At 71.9% G+C, this 17,716-nt stretch carries 16 protein-coding genes; 14 read left to right on the forward strand and 2 right to left on the reverse strand.

Annotated elements, in window-relative coordinates; genetic code table 11:
* Positions 1 to 163 precede the first annotated feature (163 nt).
* Positions 164 to 397 carry a hypothetical protein gene (locus H3C53_04035; GenBank protein ID MBW7915847.1) on the reverse strand — a complete coding sequence of 78 codons (234 nt, stop codon included), beginning with the start codon at positions 395 to 397 and terminating at the stop codon, positions 164 to 166.
* Positions 398 to 796: 399 nt separating this feature from the next.
* On the opposite strand from H3C53_04035, the gene H3C53_04040 reads away from it, so the two are divergent.
* From H3C53_04040 to H3C53_04100, 13 genes are all read left to right on the forward strand, one after another.
* On the forward strand, positions 797 to 1,537 hold the full coding sequence (locus H3C53_04040) for a GNAT family N-acetyltransferase (protein ID MBW7915848.1): 741 nt from the start codon (positions 797 to 799) through the stop codon (positions 1,535 to 1,537).
* A gap of 16 nt (positions 1,538 to 1,553) precedes the next feature.
* Entirely contained in the window at positions 1,554 to 2,924 is a 1,371-nt protein-coding gene (locus H3C53_04045; protein ID MBW7915849.1) for an FAD-dependent oxidoreductase, read from the forward strand.
* Between the two features lie 83 nt (positions 2,925 to 3,007).
* On the forward strand, positions 3,008 to 4,318 hold the full coding sequence (locus tag H3C53_04050; GenBank protein MBW7915850.1) for an aminotransferase class III-fold pyridoxal phosphate-dependent enzyme: 1,311 nt from the start codon (positions 3,008 to 3,010) through the stop codon (positions 4,316 to 4,318).
* Between the two features lie 89 nt (positions 4,319 to 4,407).
* Positions 4,408 to 5,703, forward strand: coding sequence for an aspartate aminotransferase family protein (locus tag H3C53_04055; GenBank protein MBW7915851.1), 1,296 nt, complete (start codon positions 4,408 to 4,410; stop codon positions 5,701 to 5,703).
* Between the two features lie 46 nt (positions 5,704 to 5,749).
* Positions 5,750 to 7,213 carry an NAD-dependent succinate-semialdehyde dehydrogenase gene (locus H3C53_04060; GenBank protein ID MBW7915852.1) on the forward strand — a complete coding sequence of 488 codons (1,464 nt, stop codon included), beginning with the start codon at positions 5,750 to 5,752 and terminating at the stop codon, positions 7,211 to 7,213.
* A 148-nt stretch (positions 7,214 to 7,361) separates the two neighbouring features.
* Positions 7,362 to 8,651, forward strand: a complete 1,290-nt coding sequence (locus H3C53_04065; protein ID MBW7915853.1) for an MFS transporter — start codon at positions 7,362 to 7,364, stop codon at positions 8,649 to 8,651.
* A gap of 171 nt (positions 8,652 to 8,822) precedes the next feature.
* Positions 8,823 to 9,947, forward strand: a complete 1,125-nt coding sequence (locus tag H3C53_04070) for an ROK family protein (protein ID MBW7915854.1) — start codon at positions 8,823 to 8,825, stop codon at positions 9,945 to 9,947.
* A complete protein-coding gene (locus H3C53_04075; GenBank protein ID MBW7915855.1) occupies positions 9,944 to 10,900 on the forward strand; it encodes an amidohydrolase family protein in 957 nt (318 codons plus the stop codon). Before H3C53_04070 ends, H3C53_04075 begins: the two co-directional genes overlap by 4 nt.
* Positions 10,897 to 12,351, forward strand: coding sequence for an argininosuccinate lyase (locus H3C53_04080; GenBank protein MBW7915856.1), 1,455 nt, complete (start codon positions 10,897 to 10,899; stop codon positions 12,349 to 12,351). The genes H3C53_04075 and H3C53_04080 overlap by 4 nt, the downstream gene beginning before the upstream one ends.
* Complete coding sequence (locus H3C53_04085) at positions 12,348 to 13,595, forward strand: extracellular solute-binding protein (protein ID MBW7915857.1); 1,248 nt, start codon at positions 12,348 to 12,350, stop codon at positions 13,593 to 13,595. The genes H3C53_04080 and H3C53_04085 overlap by 4 nt, the downstream gene beginning before the upstream one ends.
* A 219-nt stretch (positions 13,596 to 13,814) precedes the next feature.
* Positions 13,815 to 14,783 carry a sugar ABC transporter permease gene (locus H3C53_04090; protein MBW7915858.1) on the forward strand — a complete coding sequence of 323 codons (969 nt, stop codon included), beginning with the start codon at positions 13,815 to 13,817 and terminating at the stop codon, positions 14,781 to 14,783.
* Entirely contained in the window at positions 14,783 to 15,631 is an 849-nt protein-coding gene (locus H3C53_04095) for a carbohydrate ABC transporter permease (GenBank protein ID MBW7915859.1), read from the forward strand. Before H3C53_04090 ends, H3C53_04095 begins: the two co-directional genes overlap by 1 nt.
* Complete coding sequence (locus H3C53_04100) at positions 15,628 to 16,620, forward strand: carbohydrate kinase family protein (GenBank protein MBW7915860.1); 993 nt, start codon at positions 15,628 to 15,630, stop codon at positions 16,618 to 16,620. The genes H3C53_04095 and H3C53_04100 overlap by 4 nt, the downstream gene beginning before the upstream one ends.
* On the opposite strand, the gene H3C53_04105 is transcribed toward H3C53_04100, so the two are convergent.
* Positions 16,560 to 17,165, reverse strand: coding sequence for a 5-formyltetrahydrofolate cyclo-ligase (locus H3C53_04105; protein ID MBW7915861.1), 606 nt, complete (start codon positions 17,163 to 17,165; stop codon positions 16,560 to 16,562). The two genes, H3C53_04100 and H3C53_04105, sit on opposite strands and share 61 nt — an antisense overlap.
* 76 nt (positions 17,166 to 17,241) lie before the next feature.
* Between H3C53_04105 and H3C53_04110 the strand changes: the two genes are divergently transcribed.
* Positions 17,242 to 17,661 carry an OsmC family protein gene (locus H3C53_04110; GenBank protein MBW7915862.1) on the forward strand — a complete coding sequence of 140 codons (420 nt, stop codon included), beginning with the start codon at positions 17,242 to 17,244 and terminating at the stop codon, positions 17,659 to 17,661.
* Positions 17,662 to 17,716 lie beyond the last annotated feature (55 nt).

Genomic DNA, 17,716 nt, shown 5'->3' on the forward strand with positions numbered 1-17,716 from the left:
GCGAGACTCCCCGTGGCCACCAGCCGGCGCAAGACCGATGCAACCTCAAGGTCGACTAGTTCAGGCGCAACGAGCCGCTGCCCCCTGAGGCGCCTGCGGGCTTGGCTGCCTCGCGCGCCGTCGTCGGCCAGCGCTACGACGAGAACGCTGGCGTCGACGACAATCATCCGTCGCGTCGTCGATCTTCGCGTAGGTGGGCGACCGCCTCTGCCGGGGACACGCTGCCTCCCCGACGATCGTTCACTCGGTCGAGCACCTCGTCAAGCGTCGGCTGCCGGGCCTCAGAGATGAGATGAGCGAGGAGGTACTCCTGCAGCGACATGCCAGCCTCGGCGGCGCGCCGGACGAGGACAGCGTGCGTGTCGTCGGGGACGTTCTTGATCTGCACGCTCCTCATGGCGCCATTCTGGCGCCGATCGTGCTCACGTGCAAGTGGACCCGTTACCGCTTCACCGGCCGACCAGGTTCCCCACTACGACCCTTCCCGCACTTTGTCAAGCCCGGCGAGTTCGCGTCCTACACGCCAGCTGTGCGTTGCGTCACGCGGGGGCCGCAGGAGGGCGTGCTACACTCCCCCAAACGGGCAAGAAGGAGAGTGAGAATCTTCAAGACAACCCTAAAGTGTGAGTGAGACCGAATGAGCCATCTTAGATGGTCTCGGGAGGCGAACGCTCTCGCGTAAAGGTTGTGGAGAAGCTCTTCCGGTCAGGGGCCGTAAAGTAACCCTTCCCTAACCGTTTCAGTTTCCCCCTTTTACGGGCTCACATACCTCAACAGGCGTTGTCGAAGCAACGTTATGAGAGGCACAGAAGCACTGGAATTCGCCGTCGTCAACACCGAGTTGCGGCACGGCCAAGGCGTCTATGACGCCGTCAGGCTCGCCAACGGCTACCCCACGGATCGCTACGTGCACTGCATCAACCCGGACGCCGTGGCAGAACAGCTCGAGCGGTTCCCCGCCGGGCAGTTCGTGGCCATCACGTACGAGGACGGCCTCGAGAAGGTCATCGGCATGGCTACCACCATGCGCACGGCTCGCACGCCCGACGAGCCGGCGCTGCCCTGGTACGACGTGATCGGCTCCTTCGGCCTGCGCAAGCACGACCCCGCCGGCGCCTGGCTGTACGGCGTCGAGATCGCCGTGCACCCCGATTACCAGCGCCGCGGCGTCGCCACCGCCCTCTACAAGGCGCGACTGGCGCTCGTCGACGAGCTGGGCCTCAGCGGCTGGTACGCCGGTGGCATGCTGATGGGCTACCACCGCTACCGCGAGACGTTCACGCCGCGCGAGTACGGTCAGCGCGTCATAGCCGGCAACATCGAGGACCCGACGGTCACGATGCAGCTGCACCGCGGCCTCGAGGGTCGCGCCGTCATCGAGGAGTACTACCCCGAGTGGCGCGCCGGCAACTCCGCCGTGCTGCTCGTGCACGAGCCGCGCAAGGGCGCGCCGCGGCGCGCCGCCCCCGGCCAGGCCGCGAACCCCAAGGGCGCGTGGCGCCAGGCGGCGCCGGGCACCAACCAGTTCAACGGGTGAGTAGCGGAGCCAGGCGATGACGCAAGGGACCCGGCGAGGGCACAACGACCTGCCCAGCGAGCACGACGTGGACGTCTACGACGTGCTCGTGCTGGGCGCGGGCTTCGCCGGCCTGGGCGCCGCCAGGGCGCTGCTCGAAGAGCGAGGCGAGCTCGACGTCCTCGTCCTCGAGGCGCGCGAGCGCCTCGGCGGTCGCGCGCACACCGACGTTCGCTTCGCGGGCTTCCCCGTGGAGCTGGGGGCCGAGTTCATCCACGGCGGGCGGGTCCCCACCTGGGCGTTCGTCGAGCGGCTCGGGTTGACCACCGTCCACTGGAACAAGCTGGACGACTCGTGGGTGCGCCTGACGGACGGGCGCCGCCTCACCATGCGCGAGGCGCGCGCAGCCGACCCGGCGCTCGAGGCCACCCGCGCCTGGCGGCTGCCTCCCATCAGGCCGCGGCGCCACGAGTCGTTCGGCGCCTACCTCCGCCGCATCGGCTTCGACCACGCCCGCCTCGACTACGTGCGGCGCGCCTTCGCGAACGCCGCCGGCGAGAGCATGCGCTTCCTCGACGCCACCACGGTCCTCGAGGAGCTGCGCATGACCCCGGCCCACGGCGAGGAGGACCACCGCATCCTCGAGGGTTACGGCGCCATCGTCGAGGCGCTCGGCGTGGGGCCCGAGCTCCTGACCGGCACGATCGTCACGCGCGTCGAGTGGGGCGAGGGCGGGGTGGTCGTGCGCGATCACGAGGGGCACGCCTTCAGGGGCCGCGCCGCCGTCGTGACGCTGCCGGTGGGGGTGCTCCAGGCAGGCGGGGTCGAGTTCGACCCGCCGCTACCCGAGCAGAAGGACGTGGCGCTGGCCGGCATCGGCATGGGGCCCGTCGTCAAGCTCGTCTACCGCTTCGCCGACCCCATCACGCCCGACGACATCACGGCGGTGTACGCCGCCGGCAACCCGCCAATGTGGTGGTCGCCGTCTGCCGGGCACCCCACGACGGAGGCAGTGGTGTGGACGGCGCTCGTCTCGGGCGACGGCGCCGTCGAGCTCCTGCGGCTGGGGACCGCCGACGCCCTCGAGCGCGGCCTCGAGTCGCTCAGGCGCGAGCTGGGGCGCCCCGGCCTGAGGCCGCAGGACGCGCTGCTCGTAGACTGGACCACCGACCCGTACGCCCGCGGCGGCTACTCCCACGTGCGGCCCGGCCACGCCGGCGCCAGGGAGCTCCTCGCCGCGCCGACGCCGCCCCTCTACTGGGCGGGCGAGGCGACGGCCGCGCCGGGCCTCGCCGCCACCGTCCACGGCGCCCTGCTGAGCGGCGAGCGCGCCGCGGGCGAGGTCCTCGCCGACCTGGCCACGCGCGAGGAACTCGAGGAGGGTGCCGGGCCGCTATCCGTGGCCTGAGGGCAGGCCGTATCATCCGAGGAGATCGACGGGACCGCGGGGGCCTTGGCGGCGGGCCTTCGCCGCGGCGACGAGGAGCGAACATGACAGAAGGTAGTGCAGGTCGGGGCGCGGGGCACGAGCACCTGGCGCCGGTCTGGTCGCACCTGACGGAGCTGCGCCCCGTGCGCGGCGCGGGCGCGTACCTGTTCGACGAGGCGGGCGCGGCCCACCTCGACTTCACGTCGGGCATCGGCGTGACCAACACGGGCCACGCCCACCCGCGCGTGGTGGAGGCCATCAAGCGTCAGGCCGAGGAGCTGCTCTTCGCGCAGGTGAACATCGTCACGAGCCCCGCGCTCGAGCGCCTCGCCGAGGCCCTCGCCACCGTCGTGCACCCCGCGCTCGGCTCGTTCTTCTTCAGCAACAGCGGCGCCGAGGCGGTCGAGGGGGCAGTCAAGCTGGCGCGCCACGCCACGGGCCGCCCGAACGTCGTCGTCTTCCAGGGGAGCTTCCACGGCCGCACCGGCCAGGCCATGGCGCTGACCACCTCCAAGACCGTCTACCGGCACCGCTACCAGCCCCTCCCGGCCGGCGTGGTCGTGGCGCCGTTCCCGTACGCCTACCGCTACGGCTGGAGCGAGGACGCGGCCGTCGACTTCTGCCTGGCCGAGCTCGACCTCATCCTGAAGACCCAGACCGCGCCCGACGAGACGGCCGCGTTCCTCATCGAACCCGTCCTGGGCGAGGGCGGGTACGTGCCGGCCCCGACGCGCTTCCTGCAGGGTCTCAGGCGCCGCGCCGACGAGCACGGCATCGCGCTCGTGTTCGACGAGGTCCAGACGGGCTTCGGGCGCACCGGCAGGTTCTTCGCGTACGAGCACTCCGGGGTGATCCCCGACGTGCTCGTCATGGCCAAGGGGCTCGGCAGCGGCCTGCCCATCTCCGCCGTCGCCGCGCGGCCCGCGCTGACGGCGCGGTGGGAGCGGGGCACCCACGGCGGCACCTACGGTGGCGGCAGCACCGTGCCGCTAGCGGCCGCCCGCGCCACCATCGACGCGCTCATCGCCGAGGACCTCCCCGGCAACGCGCAACGCATGGGCGAGCGCCTCGTGCAGGGGCTGCGGGCACTGCGGGAGCGCCACCCCGAGATCGGCGACGTGCGCGGCCTCGGCCTGATGGTGGGCGTCGAGTTCACGGGCAGACCGGGCCTGGCGAAGGCGGTGCAGCGCGCCTGCCTCGACGAGCGGCTGCTGCTGCTCACCTGCGGCGTCGACGACCAGGTCATCCGCTTCATCCCGCCCTTGGTGGTGGGGCCTAAGGAGATCGACGAGGGCCTCGCCCTGTTCGGGCGCGCCTTGGGCGAGGTGCTCGGCGGGGCGAGGGCGGCCGAGCCGGTGGGGGCGGCGCGGTGAGCGCGCCGGTAGTCGCGCCGGTAGTCGCGCCGGTCGGGGCGGCGGGCATCAGGCTGCGCACCGAGGTGCCGGGGCCCAAGAGCCTCGCCATGGCGGCGCGTCGCGACGCCGCGGGCGCGCGCGGCGCAGCGCGCCTGACCGACCTGGCGGTCGCCAGCGCGCACGGCGCGTACGTCGAGGACGTCGACGGCAACCGCCTGCTCGACTTCGCCGGCGGCATCGGGGTCCTCGCGGTGGGGCACACACCCGACGCGGTGGTGCGGGCGCTCAAGGACCAGGCCGAGAAGCTGGTGCACCTGTGCGCCATCGTCGGCACCTACGAGCCGTACGTGGCGGTCCTGGAGGCGCTCTGCGAGGTGGCGCCCGGCGACCACCCCAAGAAGGCCGTGCTGATGAACTCCGGCGCCGAGGCGCTCGAGACCGCCGTCAACATCGCGCGCGCCCACACGGGCCGGCAGGCCATCGTGGTGTTCGAGGGGGGCTACCACGGGCGCACCAACCTCACGCTCGGCATGACGAGCAAGTACGCCCTCTTCAAGAAGGGGTTCGGGCCGTTCGCCCCCGAGATCTACCGCCTGCCCCTCCCCGACATGTACCGGCGGCCGGCCGGCATGAGCGAGGACGCGTTCCTCGACCTGGCCATCGCGGCGCTCGACAAGGCCATGGTGGCGCAGGTCGACCCGGCGGCCATCGCGGCGTTCGTCATCGAGCCGGTGCAGGGCGAGGCGGGCTTCGTGCCGGTGCCGGCGCGCTTCCTGCGGCGCCTGCGCGAGTTGGCCGACGCTCACGGCATCGTCTTCGTGGCCGACGAGGTGCAGTCGGGCATGGGCCGCACCGGCAAGATGTGGGCCGTCGAGCACCACGGCGTGGTGCCCGACCTCGTCACGACCGCCAAGTCGTTGGCGGCGGGCATGCCCCTCTCGGCCGTCGTCGGCCGCGCCGACATGCTCGACGCCCCGCACCCCGGCGGGCTCGGCGGCACGTACTCCGGCAACCCGCTGGCGTGCGCCGCCGCCCTCGAGGCCATCCGCATCCTGCGCGAACCCGCCTTCCTGGCGCGCGCCACGGCGGTGGGGGAGCGGCTGCGGGCCGGGCTCGAGCGCATCGCCGCCAAGCACGACGTGGTGGGCGAGGTCCGCGGGCTTGGACCCATGCTCGCCATGGAGTTCGTGACCGACCGCGAGGGCAAGGCGCCCTTCCCGGCGGTCGTCCTCGAGGTGACCAAGCAGGCGCTGCGGCGCGGCCTCATCGTGATCCGCGCCGGGCTCTACTCGAACTGCATCCGGCTCCTGCCGCCCCTCGACCTGACGGACGCGGAGGTCGACGAGGGGATCGCCGTGCTGGAGGAGGCCGTGGCCGCCGCCTGCGCGGTGCACGGCCGCTAACGAACCGCCGCCCGCGCGCGGCGCGAGCAAGAGGGGTGGAACGACGGTGCCAGCAGACCAGAACGCCAGGTTCCCGCTCAAGCTGCTTGTAGGCGGCGAGTGGGTCGACGCAGCCCGAGGCGGCGTGTGGGACCTCATCGACCCGGGCAGCGAGGAGGTGGTGCGCCAGGTGCCGTTCGGCGACGCGGAGGACGTGGCGCGCGCCGTGGACGCCGCGGCCGCCGCGCAGCCAGCCTGGGCCGCCAAGACCGCCTACGAGCGGGCCAAGGTTCTCGAACGCGCCGCCGCCTGGATCCGCGAGAACGTCGACGAGCTGGCGCGCCTGACCACGCTCGAATCGGGCAAGCCGCTGGCGGAGGCGCGCGGCGAGTGGCTGTCGGCCACCAACTACCTCGCGTGGTTCGCGGGCGAGGGGGTGCGCGTCTACGGCCGCACGGTGCCCGCCATGGCGCCGGGGCGGCGCATCAGCGTCGTGCCGCAACCCATCGGGGTGGTGGCCACCATCACCGCCTGGAACTTCCCCGTCTACAACATCGTGCGCACCTGGGGGGCGGCCCTGGCCGCAGGCAACGCCGTGGTGGGGCGGCCGTCGGAGTTCACGCCCCACTCGGCCATGCTGCTCGGGCAGGCGCTGACGGAGGGCGGGGCCCCCGCGGGCGTCGTCAACGTGGTCAACGGCGACGCCGAGGCCATGGGTCGGGCGCTGCTCGACGACCCGCGGGTGCGCAAGATCGCCTTCACGGGCAGCCCGCGCGTTGGGCGGATCCTGATGGACGGCGCCTCGCGCACCCTCACGCGCCTGGCGCTCGAGCTGGGCGGCAACGCCCCCGTCATCGTGTTCCCGGACGCTCACGACCTCGAGGGCCTGGCCACGCTGGCGGCGCGCTTCAAGGTGCGCAACGCCGGCCAGGTCTGCATCGCGCCGCAACGCTACTACCTCCACGAGAGCGTGGCGGACGAGTTCACAGCCCGCGTGGTGGCGGCGATGCGCGCCCTCAAGGTCGGCCACGGCCTCGAGGAGGGGGTGCAGGTCGGACCCCTCATCAACGAGCGCCAGCTCGGCCGCGTGGCCGAGCTGGTGACGGCCGCGGCGGCGGCGGGCGCCACCGTCGCCACCGGCGGCGGGAGGCTCGAGCGCCGCGGTTACTTCTTCGAGCCCACCGTGGTCACGGGCGTCGCGCCGGACGCGCGCCTCTTCGAGGAGGAGATCTTCGGGCCCGTCCTGCCCATCACGACGTTCTCGTCGGCGGCCGAGGTGCTGGAACGCGCGAACGCCACCGAGTACGGCCTGGCGGCCTACGTCTTCACCTCCGACCTCAACACGGCGCTCGCCATGTCGGAGCGGCTCGAGTTCGGGATGGTGGGCGTCAACGACTGGATGCCCGTGACGCCAGAGGCGCCGTTCGGGGGCGTGAAGGGCAGCGGCATGGGCCGCGAGACGGGGGCCGAGGGGATCATGGAGTACCTCGACCAGAAGGCCGTGTTCATCGGGGGTGTCGAGCTCCCCTGAGCGGGGCTCCAGGGGAGCACCGGCCGTGAGGCGGGCGTACTAGACTGGCCGTCAGACGGCCGCCGTGTCGACTTCCCTTCCCGAGACCACCCCCGAACCCAGCCCGCCGAGCGCCACGGACGCCGTGGCCGCGCTCGTGCGGCGCACCATGCGGCTCTCCCTCGTGGAGGGGAGCCTCATGCAGGTGTTCCTCAACTGGACGTCCGGCAGCGTCCTGGTCGGGTACCTGCTGCACCTGGGCGCCTCTCCGACGCACATCGCGCTGGTCGGCAGCGTCCCGTTCCTGGCGCAGATGTTCAGCCCGCTGGGGGCGATGGCGGCCGAAGCGCTGGGGGGCAGGCGCGCCCTCGCCGCCCTGCTGGGCGCCACCGGGCGCGCCAGCTGGATCCTGGCGGCGTTCCTGCCGCAACTGAGCCTCCCGGACGGCCTGCGCCCGACGCTGCTGGTGGCCTTGGTGTTCGTGGCCAGCGCCTTCCAGGCCGCCACCGGCACCGTGTGGACGGCCTGGATGGGCGACGTCGTGCCCGAGGAGCGGCGCGGGCGCTACTTCGGCATGCGCACGGGCATCCTCGGGGCCGTCGGGACCGTCGCCAACCTGGCCGCCGGGGCGTTCCTCGACCGCGTGGGGGCGCCGCTGTCGTTCCAGGTCGTGATAGGGGTGGCCGTGGCGGCGTCGTTCGTGGCCGTGGTGCTCTACCTGTTCCATTACGACCCGCCGTCCGAGAAGCGCCGCATAACCCTCGGCAAGATCCTCACCCTGCCGTACGCCTCGGTGAACTTCAGGCGTTTCCTGCGCTTCGCCGTCTACTGGCAGTTCGTCGTCATGCTGGGCGCGCCCTTCGTGGTGCCCTACTTCCTCGAGGAGCTGCGCATGACGTTCACTCAGGTCGCCTACTGGAGCTCGCTGACGGCCCTGGTGGCGTTGGCGACCACCATCCTGTGGGGGCGCGTCGCCGACAGGGTGGGCACCAAGCCCGTCCTGATGCTCGGCACGTTCCTCGCGGGGGCGCTGCTGCCCGTCAACTGGATCCTGGCGGGCCTGACGGGGAACCTGGGGTTCGTGTGGCTGTCGGGCGTGCTCGACGCCGTCGCTTGGGGCGCCATCACGCCGGCCGTCTTCAACCTGGCGCTCGGCTCGGCGCCGCGTACCGGGCGCGTGACCTTCATCGCCATGTACTCGCTCGTGCAGGGCCTGGCGGGGTTCGCGGGCGGGGCGCTCTCGGCGCCGCTCATCACGTTCCTACACTCCATCGACTACCCGGCGTGGATGGCGGGGTGGACGGGCTACCACACGCTGTTCGCCATGTCGGGCGTGGGGCGCATGTTGGCCTGGACGTGGCTCAGGCCGGTCGAGGAGGAGCGCTCGTGGCGCACCAGGGACGTGCTGAGGGCCGCGGGGCGCGGGCTGTGGGGCGGCGTGGGGGGCGGGCGGGGCTGATCCCGGCCGGGTGGGGGCGGGGGTGCCGCGCCCGCGCGGCGTGCTGGCCGGGCGCGACCGTCGGCCCGGCGCCGGCTGTGTACTTCCTTCCGTCCGGCGCGCCTTGACGGGGGCGGGCCGCGCCCATTAGCCTTACATAAGTACTTTGCAAAACCTTCTGGAAAGGAACGCGTGGACCTCAGGAGCGTGCAGCACGACAACGTACGCGAGCACAACCGCCGGGCGGTGCTGCAGGCGCTGCGCGCCCGCGGCGCCGCGTCGCGCTCCGAGATCTCCCGCGCCACCCTCCTGAGCGTCCCCACCGTGACCACCATCGGCCAGGAGTTCGTCGCCCTCGGGCTCGTCGACGAGGGCGAGCTGGCGCCCTCCGGCGGCGGCAGGCCCGCCAGGCTCCTGCGCCTCGTGCCCGAGTCGCGCAACGTCCTCGCCGTCGACCTGTCGGGCGACGCCGTCCGCGCCGCGCGCATCGACCTCGCCGGCGCGCTCCACGCGCTGCCGGCCGGGCCGCCCCTCGGCCCCGGCGCCGAGCGGACCCTCGCCGCCTGGCTGCAGGAGGCGGTGGCCGATGCCGATGCCGCCGGCACCCCCTACTCGCGCCTCGCCGTCGCCATCCCCGGCGTCATCGACCAGGACGGCTCGCACGTCCGGCTCGCCCCCAGCCTCGGTTGGCACCGGGTCGACGCCGCCGCCCTGCTCGAGCAGGCGAGCCGCCTGCCGGTCCTCCTCGAGAACGACGTGAACGCCCTGGCGCTCGGCGAGCACCGTCACGGCGCCGGCTTCGACCGCAGCCACGTCGTCTACCTCACCATCGCCGGCGGCGTCGGCGCCGGCCTGGTCCTCGGCGGTCAGCTCTACCGCGGCGCGCACCGCGCCGCCGGCGAGGTCGGCTACGGCCTCATGCGGGGCATGGCCGAGGACGGCCTCGACCTCGGCGCCTCCGGCCCGCTAGAGCGCCACCTGCTCGGGCTCGCCCACGCCGTGGTGGTCGACGGCGTGCTCGACCTCGCGGACGCCGGCCGCCGCGCGGCCTTCGAGGAGCTCGCCGACGGCGTGCGCCTCGTGCTCCACAACCTCGCCTGCGCCCTCGACCCGGAGGTCGTGGTCGTAGCCTGGTCCGCCGACCCGGAGGGGCGCCTCGCCGAGGCGGTGGCGCGCCGCTGGGCCGTACCGCTGGCGGTCGACGTCAAGCCAGGCTCGCTCGGCCCCATCGCCGCCCTCCACGGGCTCGGCCACCTCGCCCTCGAACACCTCACGGCCGACGTGTGCGGCCTCGAACAGACAGGGAGCCCGCTGTGAGTTACCGCCACCTCCGCATCGTGGACGTGCACACGCACTTCCCGATCGAGAACACGATGGGCCTGCCGCCCGTGCCCGAGCAGCAGCACCCGCTGCTCCTCGCCTACGCCCGCGACCGCGGCCGCCGCATGGCCATGGAGTGGAACACGGAACCGACCGAGCCGGCCGCCAAGACCGACGCCGAGGTCGACGCCAACCTGGAGCGGTGGGCCGCCGAGGTCGAGCGTTACGGGCTCCACAGGGTGGTCTTCGTGAGCGCCCACGACAACGACCGCCTCGCAGGGCTGGTGGCGCGCCACCCCGACAAGTTCATCGGCTTGGCGCACCACGCGCTCGCCCCCGGGGCCGACGTCGAGCTGAGGCGCGCCGTGGACGAGCTGGGCCTGAGGGGCTACAAGCTGCTTGGCCCCCGCACCGACCACCCGTTCGAGGCGCCCGAGCTGCGCGGCGTGTGGGAGTTCCTCGCCGAGAGGCGCCTCCCCGCCCTCATCCACTTCGGCTTCCTTGGACGCGGCGGCGGCATCGTGCAGCACCCGCGCATGAGCCCCCTCTCGCTCTTCGAGGTGGCGCGCGCCTTCCCCGAGATCCCGTTCCTGATCCCCCACTTCGGCGCCGGCTACTTCGACGACCTGCTGGCCCTGTGCTGGAGCCTGCCCAACATCTACATCGACACCTCGGGCTCCAACCAGTGGATGCGCTGGATGCCCTACCCGCTCACCCTCGAGGACCTGTACCGCAAGGCGCTCGACACCATCGGGCCAGAGCGCATCGTCTTCGGTTCCGACTCGAGCCTCTTCCCGCGCGGTTTCTCGGAGCGCTACCTCCTCGACCAGCTGCGGGCCTGCTACACCCTCAACGTGCCCGATGCCGACGTGGCCCTCATCTTCGGCGAGAACGCCATACGGCTCCTGCAGCTCGAGGACGAACCCGCGCGTGCCGGAGCGACCGCATGAGCTGGCACCCCGCCTACCGCAAGCAGGTCCTCGAGCCCGACTTCCACCACGCGGCCGCGCACCTGTCGCACCACTTCATCGACGCCATGACGGCGCACCTGGACACCGTCATGCGCCTGCCCGCCTACGCGGGAGCGGCCGAGCAGGCCGCCGGCGCCGCCGCGCGCGCCGCGCTGGTGGCGCAGCATGGCGCCCCCGCGCCCGAGCAGGCCGACGACGTGCCCGACTACTACTTCGCGTTGCAGCGCCGCCTCGAGGCGCAGGTGGGCGAGGAGGCCGTTGGCCTCATCCGCGTTGGGCTCAGCCGCAACGACCTCGACATGACCGTCTACAAGATGGCCGGCCGCGCCGCTCTGCTCGACGTCGGCGAGCGCCTGCTCGAGGTGCGACGCCTGCTACTGGACAAGGCGCGGCGCCACGTGAGCACCGTGCTCATCGCCCAGACGCACCACCAGCCGGCGCAGCCCACCACCGTCGCCCACTACCTGAGCGCCGTGGAGGACCAGGCCGCGCGCGACTCCGAGCGGCTGGCGCAGGCCTACGCCCGCATGAACCTGAGCCCGCTCGGCGCCGCCGCGCTGGCGGGCAGCAGCCACCCGCTCGACCGCGAGTTCACCGCCGCCCGGCTAGGCTTCGACGGCCCGGTGGCCAACACGTACGACGCCGTCGCCTCGGCCGACTGGGAGTTCGACATCGTCAGCCTGGCGCAGTCCGTGGCGCTCGGCCTGGGGCGGTTCGTTAACGATCTCTTGTCCTGGGCCGCATCCGGCTGGTACCGCCTTGACGATAGTCTGGTCCAAGGGTCATCGATCATGCCGCAGAAGCGCAACCCCGTCTCCCTCGAGCACGCCCGCACCCGCCTCTCGCGCGTGCTGGGCGCCGCCGGCATGATCACGTACTCGCACCACAACATCCCCTTCACCGACCTGAACGACTTCGGGCCGGACGTCCAGGGCGCCCTCGGGGTGCAGCACCGCCAGCTCGTCGGCGCGCTGACCCTCCTGACGGGCTGCCTCACGGACGGCGACTTCGACGAGCCCAAGCTCGCAGACGTGGCCGCGCGCACCGACACGACGGCCACCGAGCTGGCCGACGTCCTGGCGCGCGACGCTCACCTGACCTTCCCACACGCGCACCACGTGGTCGCCACGCTGGTGCAGCGCTTCCATGCGGAGGGGCGGCTACTGACCTCGGCCACCCCCGCCGACGTGGCGGCAGCGGGCGGACCGCTGCTCACCACGGAGGCGCTGACCGCCGCGCTCGACCCGGGCGCGTTCGTGAGGCGGCGCCGCGGCATAGGCATGCCGGCGCCGGAGGTCATGACCAACAGGCTCGCTCGGGCCACGGAACGGCTAGAAGCCGACCGGCAGGCCCTGCGGGAACGGTCCGAGGCACTAGGGCGCGCCACGGCGCGGCTGCGCGGAACCGGAAAGGAGCAAGTCGGAGCATGAAGCGTTTCCTCGTTCTATTGGCCGTGATGTTGGGGGTCGGCATCGGCGCCGCCCAGACCACCATCACCTACTGGCAGTACGACTACAAGACCCGCGTCGACGCGATGAACCAGCTCATCGCCCAGTTCGAAGCCGCCAACCCCGACGTCAAGGTCGTGCAGGAGACCTTCCCGTACGACGGCTACCCGCAGCAGGTCGCCGCCTCGCTCCCCGCCGGCCAGGGCGCCGACGTGGTGCAGCTCTTCTACGGCTGGCTCCCCACCTGGCAGCGCGCCGGCTACGTCATCCCGCTCCCCGAGCAGTACTTCTCCGCCACCGAACTCGACGCCAACTTCGCCCCCGTCGCCCAGGCCGCCAAGGTGGCCGGCACCTGGTACGGCCTCCCGACCGCGGTCCGCAGCCTGGCGCTCTTCTACAACGCCGACATGCTCGCCGAGGCCGGCTACGACGCTCCGCCCGCCACGTGGGAGGAGTTCGTCGAGATCGCCAAGGCCCTCACCGTCAAGGAAGGCGACCGCTTCGTGCAGGTCGGCTACGGCTTCGCCCCCAACGGCCAGGACCACCACCTCCTGCGTGAGGTCCTCGTCCGTCAGTTCGGCGGCGCCCCGTACTCCGACGACAACCTCACCGTCACCTACGACAGCGAGGCCGGCATCGAGGCCCTCACCTTCTACACCGACTGGGTCACGAAGTACGGCTTCGCCGTGCCCGAGTTCGTCCCCGGCAACAACGGCTACCGCGACGGCTTCCGCCAGCTCGAGAACATCGCGATGATCGTCGACGGCTCCTTCGCCATCGGCGACGTCAAGAAGGTCGCCTTCAACTGGGGCGTCACCGAGCTGCCCGTCCGCGCCGGCAGCGACGTCAAGTCCAACTTCGGCTCGTTCTTCATGAACGGCCTCACCCCGAACGCCGCCAAGGACCCGGCCAAGCTCGAGGCCGCCGCGCGCTTCCTCAAGTTCGTGACCAGCGACGACGCCATGAAGCTGTGGCTCGACGTCGTGGGCGAGCTGCCCGCCAGCCGCACCCTCATCGCCGACCCCGAGCTCGCCGCCGACCCCATCTACGGGCCGTTCGTGCGCGCGCTCGACTACGCGCACGCCACCGTCTTCGTCGACGAGAGCGGCCAGCGCGACATCATGGTCGACGCCATCAACGAGGTCGTGCTCCAGGGCACCAGCCCCGCCGAGGCCATGAAGGCGGCCGCGGCCGCCGAGCAGCTCCTGCTCGACGCGAACCGCTGATCCACCCCTGAGTCTCGCGCCGCCGTGACCCTCACGCGAGGGTCACGGCGGCCGCCGGGCACCGGGCGCCGATGCGGCGCCCGGGCGGCCGGCACGTAACCGCCCCTCGCGCTCAACCGCGAGAACGCTCGCGCCGCGCGCGGGCGAACCCGCGCCGCCCGCAGGCGCCCGGCACAGAGAGCCGGGCCGGGCGGGCGCGGCCACGGCCCCGGAGGTGCCATGAGGAGTTCGGAAGGCGTGAGGCGCCGCCGAGGACTATCTTTGACGTCGCGTGAGGCGCTATGGGCGTACGCGTTCCTGCTCCTCCCGCTGGCGTTCTTCCTGTTCTTCAGGTTCTGGCCCGCGATCCAATCTCTCAAGCTGTCGCTATACACCTGGCACGTCGACCCGGAGCAGCGCACCTTCATCGGGCTGCAGTACTACCGGGAGATGTACCAGAACTTCGTCGCCAAGGGCGACCTATTCAAGGCGCTGAGGAACATGCTCTTCTACTTCCTCATCGTCGTGTTCGGCCAGGTCACGCTCGGCATGTTCAGCGCCGTGCTGCTCAACTCCGTCAACTGGTTCAAGGGCCTGTTCCGCGCCATCTACTTCGCCCCGTACGTGACGCCGGCCGCCGCCGTCGCGTGGGTGTGGGGCTGGATGTACTCGGTCAACTTCGGTATCTTCAACAAGTTCCTCTCCGATTGGAGCGGCTTCGTCACGGGCATCGGGCTGCCGTGGCTGGCCATCTCGCCGCAACCGTTCCTCACCAGCCCCCAGCAGGCGCTCGTGGCCGTGGCCGCCGTCGTCGTGTGGCAGCAGCTCGGCTTCCAGGTGGTCATCTTCCTCGCCGGTCTGCAGGGCATCCCGCGCCCCATGCTCGAGGCCGCCGCCATCGACGGCGCCAACGGCTGGCAGCGCTTCTGGAACGTCACGTTCCCCCTCCTGAACCCGGTCATCGTGTTCTCACTCATCATCTCGACCATCTCGACCTTGCAGATGTTCGACCAGGTGCAGAACATCAACTTCACCGACCAGGGCGGGCCGCTCGGCAGCACCCTCACGATCGCGCTCTACATGTACCAGCAGGCGTTCCAGAAGTTCCGGATCGGCTACGCCGCCGCCGTGACCGTGCTGCTGTTCGCGATCATCCTCGTGATAACGCTCATCCAGCTGCGGCTCACGCAAAGGAAGGTCGAGTACTGATGGCCTCGCTCCAGAGCGCCCGGCGGCGCCGGGCACCCCTCGACATCGGCCGCCTGTTGGCCTACGTGCTCCTCACCATCGGCAGCGTGGTCATGGCGTTCCCGTTCGTGTGGATGATCCTGTCGGCCTTCAAGCCCGTCAAGGAGATCTTCCGCTTCGGGTTCTGGCCCAAGGTGTGGACGCTCGCCAACTTCAGCGACGTCCTGCTCAACACGCAGTTCCCCCGCTGGTTCCTGAATAGCCTCATCGTGGCCGGCATCTCGACCGTGTCGGTGCTGTTCTTCGCCTCGCTCGTCGGCTACACGCTCACGCGCCTGCGTTTCCCCGGGCGCAACATCATCTTCCTGCTCATCCTCAGCACGCTCATGATCCCCACCGAGATGCTCGTCATCCCGTGGTACGTCATGTCGACCGAGTACGGCTGGGTCAACACCTTCTGGGGCATCGCCTTCCCGGGCCTCATCCCTGCCTTCGGCGTCTTCCTCATGCGCCAGTTCTTCGAGTCGCTGCCGCGCGACCTGTTCGACGCCGGCCGCGTGGACGGCGTGAGCGAGTTCGGGCTGTTCTGGCGCGTCGGGCTGCCGCTCGTGGGGCCCGGCCTTGCCGCGCTCGGCATCTTCAACTTCGTGGGCAACTGGAACGCCTACCTCTGGCCGCTCATCGTGGCCAAGTCGCCCAGCATGCGCACCATCCCCGTCGGGGTGGCGTTCTTCTCGGGCGAGGCCGGCACGGAGTGGAACCTCATCATGGCCGCGGCCGCCCTGGCCGTGATCCCCGTGCTGCTCGTGTTCTTCATCTTCCAGCGCCAGATCATCGAGGGCGTGGTCCTCACCGGGGTGAAGGGATGAGCAGCACGACCGGGGACGGCGCCCAGCGCCCGTCCCCACGCATCCTGGTGGTCGGCAACGCCAACGTCGACGTGTTGATGGGCGACGTGGCGCCGTGGCCCCTGCCCGGCAGCGAGGTCGTGATCGACCGCTACGAGTGGCGCGTCGGCGGCGCGGCCGGCAACACGGGCCTCGCGCTGGCGGCGCTCGGCGTGCGCGACGGCGTCGACTCCGACGTCATCGCCGGGGTGGGCGACGACTTCCTCGGCAACTGGCTGGAGGGCGCCATGGCCGGCGCGGCGCGCCTGACGCGCGCGCCGCACGCCACGGCGTTGACCGTCGGGCTCACCCACCCCGACGGTCAACGCACCTTCGTCTCCTACCTCGGGCACCTCGTGACCCTGCCCGCCGCGCGCATCGACGCGGCCCTCGCCGCCGCCAGGCCAGGCGACCTGCTACTCCTATGCGGCTACTTCCTGTTGCCGGAACTTCGCCGCGCCGCGCCCGCCCTCCTGCGGCGCGCCCGCGACCGCGGCGTCGTCGCCATGATCGACACGGGTTGGCCCGACGACGGTTGGACCGACGCGGTGCGCGCCGAGGTCGCGGCGCTGCTGCCGCTACTGGGCGCGTTCCTCCCGAACCGCGAGGAGGCGCTCGGCCTCACGGGCTGCCGGCAGGACGGCGACGTCGAGGTGGCCGTGGCCGAGCTGCGGCGCCTCGGTGCCGAGCGGGTGGTCGTCAAGCTCGGCGCCGACGGCGCCCTGCTCGTGACGGAGGCCGAACGGGCCGTGCAGGCGTCGCCCAACGTGGCGGTGCAGGACACGGTCGGCGCCGGCGACACCTTCAACGCCGGCCTCCTCGCCGGGCTCGCGCGCGGCATGAGCTGGACCGAGGCCCTCGCGCCGGCCGTCAACGCTGCCGCCCTGGCCATCGCCAGCCAGCCGCGCCACTACCCCTCCTGGGAGGAGACCCTGAGCGCCTCGCGCCAGCCGCTCTCCGTGACCAAGTAGCCGACCCGCACGTCGTGCGGTAGCCGCGGGAGCTCCGGCAGCACCAGCGCGTCGACGGTCACGCCCACCAGGGTGGCGCCCTCGCGCGCCAGCGGCAGGAGGCGGTCGTAGTACCCCTTGCCGTAACCCAGGCGCGCGCCCGCCACGTCGAAGGCCAAGCCCGGCACGAGGAACAGGTCCACGGCCGCCGGCTCGACCTCGGGCAGGGCGGCGCCGGGCTCCAACTGACCGAAGCGGTGCCGCTCCCACGCGGCGCTCGCGGCGAACCCCGCCGCGGGAGCCGCGTGGAGCGTCAGGTGCGGCGCGGGCCGGGCGTGAACGCGGGGGAACGCGAAGCGCTTGCCGGCGTCGGCCAGGAGCGGCGCCAGGTCGACCTCCGAACCGAACGCCACGTACGACGCGACCAGGTGCGCCCGCCGGTAGGGGGCGAGGTCGCGCACCGCCGCCACCACGCGCGCGTTCAGGGCCGGGCCGCGCGCCGCCATCTCCGCCGCGCGGACCTCGGTCGCCCAGGCGCGGCACGCCGCTTTGAGGTCGGAGGGCATCTGCTGCCGAGTGTAGCGTCGAGCGCGCGTCGCGGGGGCGCCCACCCCCACTCCGTCGGTGGTCGATACTTGGATCATGCCCAAGACCCTCACCAGCACCGTGCATCACCTCGTCGACCTACGCTTCGTGGGCGAGACCCCCGAAGGCCAGCGCGTGATGATCGACAACGAGAGGCGCGCGCGCACCGGCATGAGCCCCATGCAACTCCTGCTCAACGCCACCGCCGCCTGCGCCGCCATGGACGTGGTGGTGATGCTCGGCAAGCGCAAGCTGACCGTCAACGCCTACCGCGTCGAGATCACGGGCGAACGCCCCGACGCCAACCCGGCGCCCTTCGAGCGCCTGAAGGCCAGGCACGTCTTCAACGTCCCGGGCCTCGACCGGCCCACGGCGGAGCGCTTCGTTCAGCTCGCCACCGAGAAGTACTGCTCGGTCGGCCTCAGCCTGAAGGCGAGCATCGATTACGAGGTCGAGTTGGAGCAGGCGGAGGGCTGAGCGCCCGCTCGACTCAGGCCTGCAACGGGCCGCGGCCCGGCTCGGGGTCCGGCCC

The organism is Trueperaceae bacterium (assembly GCA_019454765.1).
Taxonomy (GTDB): domain Bacteria; phylum Deinococcota; class Deinococci; order Deinococcales; family Trueperaceae; genus JAAYYF01.